The sequence below is a fragment of the Curvivirga sp. genome (assembly GCF_965219885.1).
Classification (GTDB): Bacteria; Pseudomonadota; Alphaproteobacteria; order UBA8366; family Aestuariispiraceae; genus Curvivirga.
The window spans coordinates 778,898-792,518 of record NZ_CBDCOT010000009.1 but is presented as its reverse complement, the minus strand read 5'-3'; the positions used below and the strand labels follow the sequence as shown (position 1 = coordinate 792,518).

Annotated in this window: 11 protein-coding genes; 10 read left to right on the top strand and 1 reads right to left on the bottom strand. The window is 42.9% G+C overall.

The window, feature by feature from the left end; genetic code table 11:
- Positions 1–32: 32 nt before the first annotated feature.
- On the bottom strand, positions 33–584 hold the full coding sequence (locus tag ACOQOA_RS09160) for a carboxymuconolactone decarboxylase family protein (RefSeq protein ID WP_420548341.1): 552 nt from the start codon (positions 582–584) through the stop codon (positions 33–35).
- 186 nt (positions 585–770) lie between these two features.
- On the opposite strand from ACOQOA_RS09160, the gene ACOQOA_RS09155 reads away from it, so the two are divergent.
- The 10 genes from ACOQOA_RS09155 (at position 771) to ACOQOA_RS09110 (ending at position 13,539) form a co-directional block, all read left to right on the top strand.
- Entirely contained in the window at positions 771–1,673 is a 903-nt protein-coding gene (locus tag ACOQOA_RS09155) for a LysR family transcriptional regulator (protein ID WP_420548340.1), read from the top strand.
- Between the two features lie 4 nt (positions 1,674–1,677).
- Positions 1,678–2,568, top strand: a complete 891-nt coding sequence (locus ACOQOA_RS09150) for a LysR family transcriptional regulator (protein ID WP_420548339.1) — start codon at positions 1,678–1,680, stop codon at positions 2,566–2,568.
- Positions 2,569–2,661: 93 nt separating this feature from the next.
- Complete coding sequence (gene speB, locus ACOQOA_RS09145) at positions 2,662–3,627, top strand: agmatinase (protein WP_420548338.1); 966 nt, start codon at positions 2,662–2,664, stop codon at positions 3,625–3,627.
- Between the two features lie 184 nt (positions 3,628–3,811).
- Positions 3,812–5,212: a DUF4384 domain-containing protein gene (locus tag ACOQOA_RS09140; protein ID WP_420548337.1), complete on the top strand. Its 1,401-nt coding sequence runs from the start codon at positions 3,812–3,814 to the stop codon at positions 5,210–5,212.
- Positions 5,213–5,218: 6 nt separating this feature from the next.
- Entirely contained in the window at positions 5,219–7,600 is a 2,382-nt protein-coding gene (locus ACOQOA_RS09135; protein WP_420548336.1) for a CHAT domain-containing protein, read from the top strand.
- A 36-nt stretch (positions 7,601–7,636) separates the two neighbouring features.
- Entirely contained in the window at positions 7,637–10,015 is a 2,379-nt protein-coding gene (locus tag ACOQOA_RS09130; RefSeq protein WP_420548335.1) for a CHAT domain-containing protein, read from the top strand.
- 174 nt (positions 10,016–10,189) lie between these two features.
- A complete protein-coding gene (metK, locus tag ACOQOA_RS09125) occupies positions 10,190–11,362 on the top strand; it encodes a methionine adenosyltransferase (protein ID WP_420548334.1) in 1,173 nt (390 codons plus the stop codon).
- Positions 11,363–11,456: 94 nt separating this feature from the next.
- Positions 11,457–12,182, top strand: a complete 726-nt coding sequence (trmB, locus tag ACOQOA_RS09120; RefSeq protein WP_420548333.1) for a tRNA (guanosine(46)-N7)-methyltransferase TrmB — start codon at positions 11,457–11,459, stop codon at positions 12,180–12,182.
- A gap of 107 nt (positions 12,183–12,289) precedes the next feature.
- On the top strand, positions 12,290–12,907 hold the full coding sequence (locus ACOQOA_RS09115; protein WP_420548332.1) for a LysE family translocator: 618 nt from the start codon (positions 12,290–12,292) through the stop codon (positions 12,905–12,907).
- A 14-nt stretch (positions 12,908–12,921) separates the two neighbouring features.
- Entirely contained in the window at positions 12,922–13,539 is a 618-nt protein-coding gene (locus tag ACOQOA_RS09110) for a LysE family translocator (protein ID WP_420548331.1), read from the top strand.
- The last annotated feature ends 82 nt before the right edge of the window (positions 13,540–13,621 follow it).

The following is a 13,621-nucleotide window of genomic DNA, read 5'->3' as shown; positions in this document are numbered from 1 at the left end:
TATGTAAATGAGCCCAGAAATATGTTTTAACTTTAAGCAGCCTGATTGCTTTCAAGTGACACTTTTGGAAAATCGATATCCACATGTGTCGCCTTACCAATCAAGTTTGTCAAAATATTCATACCTACATGGGTGATGATTTCAACAATGTCAGAGTCACTGTATCCTGCTTCGCGTACCGCGTTAAACTCTGCTTGTGTTATGTCGCCCATATGGGTGTTTAAGGCCTTGGCAAATTCAACAGCCGCAGCTGCTTTTGCATCCTGGGATGTGCCGTTACGGTTAGCTTCAATTTCACTATTGCTGAGCCCGGCTTTTTTACCAATAGCGCTATGGGCAGACAGGCAATATTCACAGGAGTTCCCCTGTGCGATAACTAGGGCAATACGTTCACGGGTTTGGGCGCTTAAAGAACCTGTTTCTGCAATACCATGTAATCCAAGGAAAGCTTTTAAGGCATCCGGTGAATGTGCCAGGATTTTCAAGAAATTTGGGACCATCCCTAGCTTATTTTGAATGGCATCTAACAGCTCTTTCTGATCTGAATTGGCGGTTTCTTGTGTGACAGTAGATATACGAGACATTTATTATACTCCTTAGCATTAAAAGTTGTAATCATTCAGTTTGTGAACGGAAGATACCTTAGTATTCGGGGGATATAGGGGATTAAGAGGCAATCTGCCGTTCACAGGAAAAAATATAGTTAATTCCTATAAATGTGTTAATATATGTTTTTGATAAGTTACTATTACGATAATCGGAATAATTAAATGGATCGTTTCCATAGTCTGCAAGTATTTGTCAAAGTGGTGGAGACAGGAAGTTTTGCTGCCGCGGCACGTGTTTTGAATCTATCGCCACCCGCGGCAACTCGTGCCATTTCAACATTGGAAGATCGACTGGGGACGCGTTTGTTGACACGAACGACCCGCTCCGTTCGTTTAACAGAAAGTGGGGAACGTTTCTTTGAGGATAGTCAGCGTATTCTTGTCGATCTGGAAGAAGCAGAACTCGCAGCTATTGGAACGCATGCAACACCCAAAGGGTTGTTAAGAGTGACCGCACCAGTCCTTTTTGGGCGCTATTTTGTAACGCCTGTTTTAAATGATTTTCTTCTTGAATATCCCGAAGTGTCCGCAGAAACTTTATTTGTCGATCGAGTAGTGAATATGATGGATGAAGGCATGCATGTTGCCATCCGTATTGGCGAATTGCCGGATTCATCCTTGACTGCTATCCGGGTTGGATATGTGCGTCGGGTTTTATTTGCATCGCCAGACTATTTGAAAAATAACGGTATTCCGCAACATCCAAAAGATTTAAAATCGTATCGAGTTGTTCAATCCATGGCTATGGGGGCTGGTCTTGAATGGACTTTTGCCGAAAATGCTAAAGAATTCCGAGTGGGGATTTCGCCGCAATTGCGGATGAACACCAATGATGCGGTTATTGAGGCGGTGAAACGCGGAGGCGGGATTTCCCGTTTGCTTTCTTATCAAGTCATTCCATATTTTCAGGATGGAAGTTTAAAAACAATTTTGGAAGAATTTGAACAAGACCGTATCCCTATTCATGTGGTGCATCAAGAAGGTCGAATGGCGTCGGCAAAAGTCAGGGCATTTGTGGATTACATGGTCGCGCATCTCCGGGCGAATAAGGATTTGGAGGGGTAGTAACATGCATTCTGTTAAACATATGCAAACCTTCTGCACAGTAGTGGAATATGGTGGTTTTTCCGGTGCCCAAACTGTTTTGGGGATGAGTCAGCCAGCTATATCAACTCATATTCGTGATTTTGAAATTCGCCTTGGTTTCCAATTGTGTCATCGGGGGCGCAGCGGTTTTCGCCTGACAGAGAAAGGTGAAATCACCTATCGTAAATGTCGAGAGATGCTAAATGCCATTTCTGATTTTGATGCGGATTTAGGGGAATTGCGTAATAAGTTAACCGGAGAACTTCGTATTGGAGTTATTGATAGTACGGTCACGGATCCCCAATCCCCCTTAGCAAGAGCGATTAACCGATTTTATGCACGTGAAAATGAAGTAGGATTATCTTTAAAGACCTTATCCCCAGATTATCTGGAAAGAGAATTGTTAAGCGGTAACATTCATATTGCCATCAGTATATTTGCCCAGAAACATCAGGCGATTGATTATCAACATCTCTATATGGAAGATCATAAATTTTATCTTGGAAAAGCACATCCATTGTTTGAGATGAAAGATGATGAAATTAATCTTGAGACATTAGAAGATTACTCCATCGCATCACGAAGCTATCTACAAACCACAGACTTGTTTCACTTTCGCAAAAGCCCAAATCCGGCCTTTGTCTCAAATATGGAAGCTTTGGCGCATTTAATTGTAAGCGGACGCTTTATGGGTTTTTTACCCGTGCATTATGCAAAGACCTGGGTAGATAAGGGGGAGATGCGAAGTTTGGATCATTTGGGGTTAAACTGGCAGTCAGAAATTCAGCTGGCCACCCGAAAAGCACCCTCTATGCAACAGATCGTCAAACTATTCGTCGAAGATTTGGAAGTTCAATTACATAAAAAAATATAATGTAAGCATAATATAATTCGTATTTTTTGATATATAATTTCCTGTCATATTGTTTGTAGAAACACATAAACAATATGAAAGAGTGATCAGGAAATGAGTGACAATACATATGATAAAGGTCGATTGAACCTGCCATTCGTTGGATTTTGTACTTTTGCGAAAAGCCCAATTTGCGAAGACTGGGATAATATTAAGGCTGATGTAGCCTTTATGGGAGCCCCTTTTGATTGTGGAACCCAATGGCGGTCAGGTGCACGTATGGGACCACGTGGTGTACGTGAAGCTTCTACGTTATTTTCCTTTGGTCATGGCGGTGCTTATGATCATGAAGATGATGTGATGTATATGGATGGCGTCAATATGGTGGATATCGGGGATGCCGATATGGTGCATACCGATACAGAAAAAAGCCATGCCAATATAGAATATGGTGTTCGTAAGATATTGGAATCTGGTGCTTTGCCTGTCGTTGTTGGAGGCGATCATTCCGTAAACGCCCCGATCATTCGCGCCTTTGAAGGTAAGGGGCCTCTTCATATCATTCAAATTGATGCTCATCTTGATTTTGTGGATGAACGTCATGGTGTACGCTTTGGCCACGGAAATCCGATCCGTCGTGCGTCTGAACAAGATCATATTACGGGTATGACGCAATTGGGTATTCGTAATGTGTCTTCATCCAACCGAGACGACCATCAAGCGGCGCGTGATGCTGGATCAACCATTCTTTCTGTGCGTCAGGTTCGTAAACTTGGAGTGCAAGGAGTGTTGGATTTAATCCCTAAAGGTGTGAATTATTATATCACCATTGATATTGATGGGTTTGATCCATCTATTGCACCTGGTACGGGTACACCTAGTCATGGTGGTTTCCTATATTATGAAGTGATGGAAATTTTACAGGGTGTGGCACATATGGGCGACGTTGTTGGTATTGATCTTTGCGAGGTTGCCCCGGACTATGATCAAACAGGTACCACAAGCATTCTGGCGGCACAGGTCTTAATGAATTTAATTGGTTATGTTTTCCATGCCCGAAACCTTCGTTCAGAAGGTTAATAGAAAGAAAGCATGTAAACTTGTGCCCCACCCATTCAGGGTGGGGTTTTTCTTTTTGAAAAAACAATCCAAAACCTGTCATTAGTCATTCGTATTAGGTATTTGATATATTCTTGACACGTGTCAAAAATCAAAGTGAATATGTTCAAATAAATATGAAGGTTCAGATATTAGGGCAGGGAAAATGAAAAAGCTTATCAATTTATTGATAATCTTTATATCTGTATATGGGACGACATCTGCATTTGCACAGGATGCATTAGATGTTTCTGTCTTTGATCAGATTGTATCAAAACTTGAAAAAGGAATTGATGGTAAGCAAAAGAGAATTGCCATCCGTCCTTTTGAAGAAGATGAACTTCCAGTAGCGAAAGCAACCGGTGAAGTTTTCAATGATGCGTTGATTGCAGCTTTTCAACGAAAGTTTTTAAAGACCAGTAAACAACATCAGCTTGTTGCAAGGGATGAGTTGTTAAAAGTTTTTGCCGAAGTTGAAGAATTTCATCAATTGGAATTCCAAAAGATATTAGATTCCGCTAAGGCAGATATTCTGGTCATTGGTAAGGTAAGCCGTGCACCAGAAGGCGGTGTTTATATTTCTTATCGGGCAAATGATGTCTTAACCGGGCAAATCCTATCAAGTAGTGCGCCTTTATATTTGAATTACAATGTGGAAAATGATCTGGATGTCACTTCGGCAAAAAACCTTGAGGCCGCATTGGACCGCATGGTTCAGGAATTTAGTAATCAGCTTGGAAAAGTCGCGGTGATCCGCCCTAAAGGATTTTATTATGCAGATACCGGGATACAAACTCGTTTCGGTGAATATACATCTGATCTGTTTTTAGAAAAAATGAATGCAGCTACAGGTGCAAGAGAAGGTGAAACGATCGCGATCACGGGCGCGCAAAGAAAACTAAAAATCAACTCTGCGGCTGTAGATGAAAAACTTGTCACTGCCAATGAAAGTGATTTCCTGTTTAAAGGGACCTATTGGGATCAGGGCAAATATGTTGAATTACGCATGATGTTAAAAAATGCGTCTGGTAAGCGTGTAAAAGCCAAGGCGCTGGTTTTGAAAGAGTCTATTGGAGATGCTTTAACTTTATTACCGGATGAGGATTTACTTTCTGTCGAAAATCCGAATTTTGCAGGCCCTTTGGGTTTGTATCTAAGTAGTGATCGCGGCAATAATCCCGTTTATGAAATTGGTAGTGATCTGAACTTATTGGTACAACTTAGCGAAGATGCGTATCTTTATTGTTTTTACCACGCGATAGATTCATCCGTTGTGAAGCTATATCCAAATAGTTTTCAACCGGACGCGAAGTTAACGGGCGAATTCCTTCACCAAATTCCGGGCGACACGATGCCTTTCCAATTGAGTTTAGCGGGGCCTACGGGGGTTGAGCGGATCCATTGTTTTGCAACGGACCGTGATGTTGATTCCTATCTTCCAGCTGAAATACGTGCCAATGATTTTGCTGAATTATCGACAAAAATTGTGAAGCAAATTAACTCAGCTTTTCGATCAATTCCAGATATTAGAATTTCTGAAGCCAGTATGATGGTAACCTTGGAGTAAGATATAATGAATTTATCTAACTGGTCTAAAAACCTTATTTTAGTTATCTTATCCATTGTTATGGCAGGTTGCGTGAGCAAGATTAATCGTCAAACAATGCAAGGTGAATTTAATGCGATCACCGAAGAAGAAGCAAAAGCCACATATGCAACAACTGCAATATGGGATTTATATGAAATCTGTGACGCTTTCCTAAGTGTTGAGAAATATAGCCAATTTGATGATTGTTTCGACGTTTTAGAAAGACGCAGTCAAAATGAAATCTTCGAAAATCCTCTTGGAACTCTATATTATAACAAGGATATGGTCGATATTACGTTGCATGAATTACAAGCGGAAAAATATCTTGGTTTAGGTGATTTTGCCCAAGCAATTGATCATGCGGATATGGCACTGGCAGCCTATGATCGTGACCCCGGAATGGTATCTACTAATTTTTTAATTTCCGATAATGATTATGGGGCCCATCGTGCGGATATTACAGCTTTGGGTGTTAAGTTGATGGCACTTTCCATGAGTGAGCAAAATGCACAGATAGCTGAGATAGAACCTCGTTTGCGTCAACGTGTTGAAAGTTTCGTTAAAGGAAATGTGGCTTATTACGATATTCAAGCGAGGCGCTGGCTGTCGCAATATTATTATCGGATTGAAGATTATGAACGTGCTTATGAATTTGCCGCACGAGATGACCGTAATCCGCTTGATTTTTTGTTGGATGGGTATATCGCGATTGTGTCAGCGCCGGCTGGTCTTGTGATGACTGGTATGCTGATCACCGAGTTTCAATTCGCGCATAATTTTCCCATGGAAATCTTACAATATCGCGCGGCCTCAAAAACGGGCAGATTGGAAGAGGCGCGTAAGGGATTTGATAAATTACTAGCGGATGATGTTATTGATAATTTTGCGCAATTACATGTGATTGTCTTACATGACCGTGCTCAATTGGCGATGACGGAAGGTGATATGAATGTTGCCTATGATAATCTGTCCAAAGCCATTGATGTGTTGGAATCCCAACGTTCTGCTCTCCAAACAGAAAACTACAAGCTAGGTTTTGTCGGGGGTAAAGAACAGATCTATGCGGATATGGTTGGATTACTTGTGGATCAAAACCGTGTGGCTGAAGCTTTTGAATATGCAGAACGTGCCAAGGCCCGCGCCCTTGTGGATCAATTGGCGGAACGTTCCAGCTTTAAACGTCCAAAAGCCACAGCCGCTTCCACCAATGATGTGTTGCGTAAAGTACAACAGTTAGAGATGGAAAGTCTGCAAGTGGCTTCCGCCTCTGGGACAGGCACACAAAATCGTAAGTTACAACTAAAAGCCTTAAAGACAGAGTTACGGGATCAGGATGCTGAACTGTCTTCTTTGATCTCTGTGGATGCGATTAAGTTGTCGGATATTCAATTGAAGCTTTCTCCAAATGAAGCTTTGCTTGAATATTATCAATCCGGTGATGCTTTCTTTGCTTTTGCTATCACCCGTAATTCCATTCAGGTTGTTGATCTAAATGGCAAAGGCTTAACCGAAGACATCCATGCTTTCCGTCATGCCATTCAGGAAGAAGAGGGGGATGCATATCTGCCCAAAGCGCAATCTTTATATCAACGTTTGATCACGCCTGTGATTGCACAGGTTGATATGCCTAATGTGACGATTGTGCCTCATGGTCCGCTTCACTATCTCCCATGGGCCGCTTTACATGATGGCAATGGTTTCTTGATTGAAAGTCGTAGCTTCCGTCTATTACCAAGTGCCAGCGTGTTGATGTATCTGGACAAAGGGAATGCCAAAGGGGCAAGAGCCCTTCTTGCTTTGGGTAATCCAGATCTTGGTAATCCGGATTATGATCTTCCTGGTGCGGAGATTGAAACCAAAGAGATCACCCGTAAATGGCCGGGGTCTCGTGTGTTACTTCGTGAATTTGCCACCGAAGCTGTGTTTAAAGAAGCGGCGCCAGCTTTCCAATATCTGCATCTAGCCAGTCATGGGGAGTTTGACGCAGAAAACCCGTTAACGTCGGGGATGAAACTAGCGGCCGGCAATGGGGAAGATGGTCTTCTGACGGTTGATGAATTATATGACCTTAACCTTGATGCGGAATTGGTGACTTTGTCTGCTTGTGAGACAGGTTTGGGTGAGGTTGCGAATGGGGATGATGTGATTGGGTTGACCCGCGGCTTCCTCTATGCGGGGGCCCGTTCTATCAATGCTAGCTTATGGCCTGTTTCGGATGAGGCCACAGCTTATCTGATGGAGCAATTCTATGATAATTTGAAGCGTGACAATAAGGCCGAAGCTTTAAGAAAGGCACAACGTGCCACAGCTAAACGCTTCAATCATCCACGCTTCTGGGCTGCTTTCCAACTCACAGGGAAAGTGTAGAAACATGATTGTTATAAATATCCATTGGGGGACGCGATGTTAGTCAAAAAGTTTGTAAAGCTAGCCACATTTGGCTTGTTAGCAGTAAGTCTAATGGCATGTGCCAGTCAGATCCGCCAACAGAGTACACGTGGTGAATTTCAAAGTGTAACAGAAGAAAATGCAGAAGAGGTCTATGCACAAATTGATATTTGGGACCTATATGAAGTTTGCAGAGCATTGTTAACCACTGAAAAATACAGTCAGTTGGATACCTGTTATAACTTTTTGGAACAACGTGCAAATTCAGAAGTATTCTGGGTTACAATGGGATATTATTATAACGATGATATGACACAGATGGTTCTGCATGAATTACAGGCAGAAAAATACCTTGGTTTAGGTGATCTTGAAAAAGCAATTTATCATGCGGATCTAAGTTTAGCAGCCCAAGCACGTAATCCTCGTATGCCATCTTCCAGTTTTTTATTTGCTGACAATGATCACAATGCAAAAAAAATGGATGCTATAGCATTAGGTGTGAAAATTATGGCACTAGAATATAGTGATCGAGATAATGAAATTTTACCTTATCTTAAGCGTTTAGAAAAACGGGTTGAAAGTTTCAATATTGATCAATCAGAATATTTTTCCATGACCTCTCGACGCTGGCTTGCACAGTATCATTATGCATCTGGCGACTATGAAAAAGCGTATATGTATGCCACCAGAGATGATAGGGATTCACTTGATTTTCTAGGTGATGGTTTATTGACTGCTTTTACAGCACCAATGTCGGTTGCGATCACAGGAACAACAATTGATGAATTTCATTTTGTACGTAATTTACCTTTAAGAATTTTCTCTTACCGCAGCGCTTATAAGACAGGACGTTTAGAAGAAGCACGTAAAGGTTTTGATGATCTTCTGGCCGATGGACGTATTGCGAACTTTGCCAAGCTACATGTATCTGTCTTACATGACCGTGCGCAATTGGCGATGACAGAAGGTGATATGAATGTTGCCTATGATAATCTGTCCAAAGCCATTGATGTGTTGGAATCCCAACGTTCTGCCCTTCAAACAGAAAACTACAAGCTAGGTTTTGTCGGGGGTAAAGAACAGATCTATGCGGATATGGTTGGATTACTTGTGGATCAAAACCGTGTGGCTGAAGCTTTTGAATATGCGGAACGTGCCAAGGCCCGCGCCCTTGTGGATCAATTGGCGGAACGTTCCAGCTTTAAACGTCCAAAAGCCACAGCCGCTTCCACCAATGATGTGTTGCGTAAAGTACAACAGTTAGAGATGGAAAGTCTGCAAGTGGCCTCTGCCTCCGGGACAGGCACACAAAATCGTAAGTTACAACTAAAAGCCTTAAAGACAGAGTTACGGGATCAGGATGCTGAACTGTCTTCTTTGATCTCTGTGGATGCGATTAAGTTGTCGGATATTCAATTGAAGCTTTCTCCAAATGAAGCTTTGCTTGAATATTATCAATCCGGTGATGCTTTCTTTGCTTTTGCCATCACCCGTAATTCCATTCAGGTTGTTGATCTAAATGGCAAAGGCTTAACCGAAGACATCCATGCTTTCCGTCATGCCATTCAGGAAGAAGAGGGGGATGCATATCTGCCCAAAGCGCAATCTTTATATCAACGTTTGATCACGCCTGTGATTGCACAGGTTGATATGCCTAATGTGACGATTGTGCCTCATGGTCCGCTTCATTATCTCCCATGGGCGGCCTTACATGATGGCAATGGTTTCTTGATTGAAAGTCGTAGCTTCCGTCTATTACCAAGTGCCAGCGTGTTGATGTATCTGGACAAAGGGAATGCCAAAGGGGCAAGAGCCCTTCTTGCTTTGGGTAATCCAGATCTTGGTAATCCGGATTATGATCTTCCTGGTGCGGAGATTGAAACCAAAGAGATCACCCGTAAATGGCCGGGGTCTCGTGTGTTACTTCGTGAATTTGCCACCGAAGCTGTGTTTAAAGAAGCGGCGCCAGCTTTCCAATATCTGCATCTAGCCAGTCATGGGGAGTTTGACGCAGAAAACCCGTTAACGTCGGGGATGAAGTTAGCGGCCGGCAACGGGGAAGATGGTCTTCTGACGGTTGATGAATTATATGACCTTAACCTTGATGCGGAATTGGTGACTTTGTCTGCTTGTGAGACAGGTTTGGGTGAGGTTGCGAATGGGGATGATGTGATTGGGTTGACCCGCGGCTTCCTCTATGCGGGGGCCCGTTCTATCAATGCTAGCTTATGGCCTGTTTCGGATGAGGCCACAGCTTATCTGATGGAGCAATTCTATGATAATTTGAAGCGTGACAATAAGGCCGAAGCTTTAAGAAAGGCACAACGTGCCACAGCTAAACGCTTCAATCATCCACGCTTCTGGGCTGCTTTCCAACTCACAGGGAAAGTGTAAGTTCTTTGGCGGAATCAGGTTGTCCGAAATATCGCACACAATTCGATATTTCGGTTGACCTGTTCGTTAAAAACTGTCAAAAGACGAAACAGATAAAGAAAAGTTTATATATCCATTTTCTGACTTTGGACTAAAGCCATGGAGAGAATGGGGTTTTTTGGAGATATCTCAAAAATGGCAAATGGTAATTACCTCTTCACAAGTGAGTCCGTATCTGAAGGACATCCGGATAAAGTTTGTGACCGTGTGTCTGATGGCATCGTTGATTTGTTTTTGGGTAAAGACCCAGAAGCACGTGTGGCTGTTGAAACATTGGCAACGACACAGCAATTGGTTTTGGCGGGTGAAGTTCGTTGTAAAGAAGAAGTAACCAAAGCTGAGATGATTGACGTTGCGCGCCAAGCGGTCAAAGAAATCGGTTATGAGCAGGATGGTTTCCATTGGGCGAATATGAATGTTGATTGTTTGGTCCATGATCAATCTGTTGATATTGCACAAGGTGTTGACGAAGGTACAGGTACAGACACTGAAGAAGGCGCGGGTGACCAAGGCATTATGTTCGGTTATGCTTGTCGTGAAACAGAAAGCTTGATGCCAGCACCAATCGATCTTTCCCACCGTATTTTGCGTAGTTTGGCGGAGCATCGCCATGCGGATGCGGCAAGTGGCTTGGGTCCAGATGCGAAATCTCAGGTAACATTGGCCTATGAAAATGGTAAACCTGTGCGTGCCACATCTATCGTTGTATCCACACAACATAACGAAGGCATGCCACAAGACGCATTACGTGAATTAGTACGTTCCCATGTGGAGAAAGTATTGCCAGAAGGTTGGATGTGCCCAGCAGATGAATTTTATGTGAACCCGACAGGCCGTTTCGTAATTGGTGGCCCGGATGGCGATGCTGGTTTGACTGGCCGTAAAATCATCGTTGATACATATGGTGGTGCAGCGCCTCATGGTGGTGGTGCTTTCTCTGGTAAAGATCCGACCAAGGTTGACCGTTCTGCGGCTTATGCGGCACGTTACTTGGCGAAAAATGTGGTTGCAGCGGAATTGGCTGAGTCTTGTGTGATTCAGGTTTCTTACGCGATTGGTATTTCCAAACCATTATCTGTTTATGTAAATACGAATGGTACAGGTACGGTTGCGGATGAGAAAATTGCAGCTGCTGTTCAAGAAGCAATGGATTTAAGCCCACGTGGTATCCGTACACATTTGAATTTGAACCGTCCGATTTATGCGCCTTCTTCTGCATATGGTCATTTTGGTCGTACACCAACAGAAGCTGGTCATTTCTCCTGGGAGAAAACAGATTTGGTTGACGCCCTTAAAGCGGCAATCTAAAAGACAGTTTCAAAATTGAAATTAGATATGGCCTCGGGTATTCTCGGGGCCATAATTTTTGTGCTCTCTGTTTTAAAGCAAAAGGCTGGTCCCGATGACGGATAAATATGATCCAACCAAAAATCCTCTATATTCCGAGCAGAACCCAAACGAGATTAAATTCTTTGGGCGTCGCCATGGACGTACCTTGAATGATAAAAAACAGCAATTGGTGGATGACGTTCTTCCAACTCTTGGTGTAGATACTTCCGTGGATCAAATCGATTTGGCGAAAGTTTTTGGGGCAGAGAAAAAAGAATATTGGTTGGAAATCGGATTTGGATCTGGTGAGCATCTGGCATGGCAGGCCCAAAATAATCCTGATGTAGGTATCATCGGTTGTGAGCCGTTTATCAATGGTGTGGCACGTTTGTTGGTCCATCTGGAAGATGAAAAACTGGCAAATGTTCGCGTGCATTCTGATGATGCGCGACAGATTATGGATAAACTTCCGGATGGCTGTTTATCGAAGATTTTCGTTCTTTTCCCTGATCCATGGCCGAAATACAAACATCGTTTACGTCGTTTTGTCGGGCCACATAATATCCCGAAATTTGAACGTCTTCTTCGGGATGGCGGTGAATTTCGTTTGGCGAGCGATCATAAACAATATGTGCGTTGGGCGATGATGCATTTAATGGCATCAGAAAAACTGGACTGGATCGATGAAGGACCGAAAGATTGGTATCATCGTCGTGATGATTGGCCCGCAACCCGCTATGAACAAAAGGCCTTGGCGGGTAATCCGCATTACCTGCGCTTTATGCGAAAGCCACGTTAAGGTCTTTGCTGTTTAGGAATTGTATCTGATACAATTCGTCACTTGTATTTGAAATTAACCGCGCGTTATAAGTTGAGTGAGGTTAATGGAAATATGGATGCGTGACGATGTCTATTGAAGCTGCGATTTCGTTTTTTATCACAATGTTATTGTTCAGTTTGACGCCAGGGCCGGGCTTTTTTGCTTTGATGGCGCGTGGCCTGACACAACGATTGTCAATTTGCATGATACAAGGGCTTGGGATGGCAACAGCGGGCCTGATGTATCTGGTGGCGGCTTGTTTTGGCTTGGCGACCATTGCGGCACATTGGGGCGAATATTTTATTATCATTCGTTTGGTTGGTGCAGCTTATCTTATCTTTCTGGCGTATAAAATGTGGAAAGCGCCTGCAAAATTGGCATTACCAAAAGACGAGAATGGCAAGCTTGGTTATATGTTGACTTATTTTCAAGGTTTTGCGGTTTCAGCCTCTAATCCAAAGAATATTTTGTTTTATGTGGCGCTTTTACCCTCATTTCTGGATGTGGAAGCATTATCAAATCAAGATATTGCACTGACATCTGTGGTTTTATTTTCCAGCTTAATGGCGGGATATTTCCTTATTGTCGTTTTCGCAGGCCGTGGACGAAAGCTTATTCAAACAGAAAAAGCAGTTAAGATTTTGAATCGCAGTGCAAGTTCTATCATGGCAAGTGCAGGTGTGTTTCTTGCGGCGCGTAGTTAAGGGAGGGCGAAATCATGTCTTTTGAAAGTGCGGTTTCGTTTTTTATTGCTGTTTTGATTTTTAGTGTGACGCCGGGGCCTGGTATTTTTGCTATTCTTGCGCGTGCCTTAACCAAGGGGGCTGGTCAATGTGTGATGCTTTCTTTGGGCATGTCGGTGAGCGATGTGTTTTATCTGGTAGCAGCATGTTTTGGTTTGGCGACAATTGCCCAACATTGGGGTGAGCTTTTTACAATCATTCGTTTTGTTGGGGCAGCTTATTTGATTTATCTTGGCTATAAAATGTGGACAGCGCCTGTTGATCTGAATGGATTATCTGCAAAAGATAGCAAAAAAGGCCACGTTATGAGCTTTGTGCAGGGCTTTTTAATTTCTGCCTCAAATCCAAAGGTGATCCTATTTTATATCGCTTTCTTGCCAACCTTTATGGATTTAACAGTGTTAAACGCACAGGATATAGTGCTGGCTTCTGTTTTAACTTTGGTGGGGTTGATGATTGGTTTGATGGTGATTGCGATTTTTGCATCCCAAGCGCGACGCTGGTTTCAATCCCAATCTGCTATGCAGAAACTTAATCGTTCAGCTGGTTCCATTATGGTGGGCGCGGGGGCGTTTTTAGCAACGCGTAGCTAAATTTTACCTGAATTTGTGGGTGCAAGGAATCTGTCATATTTGACTGCTATTCTTATCCACAAGATTTTACTTGATATTTTTG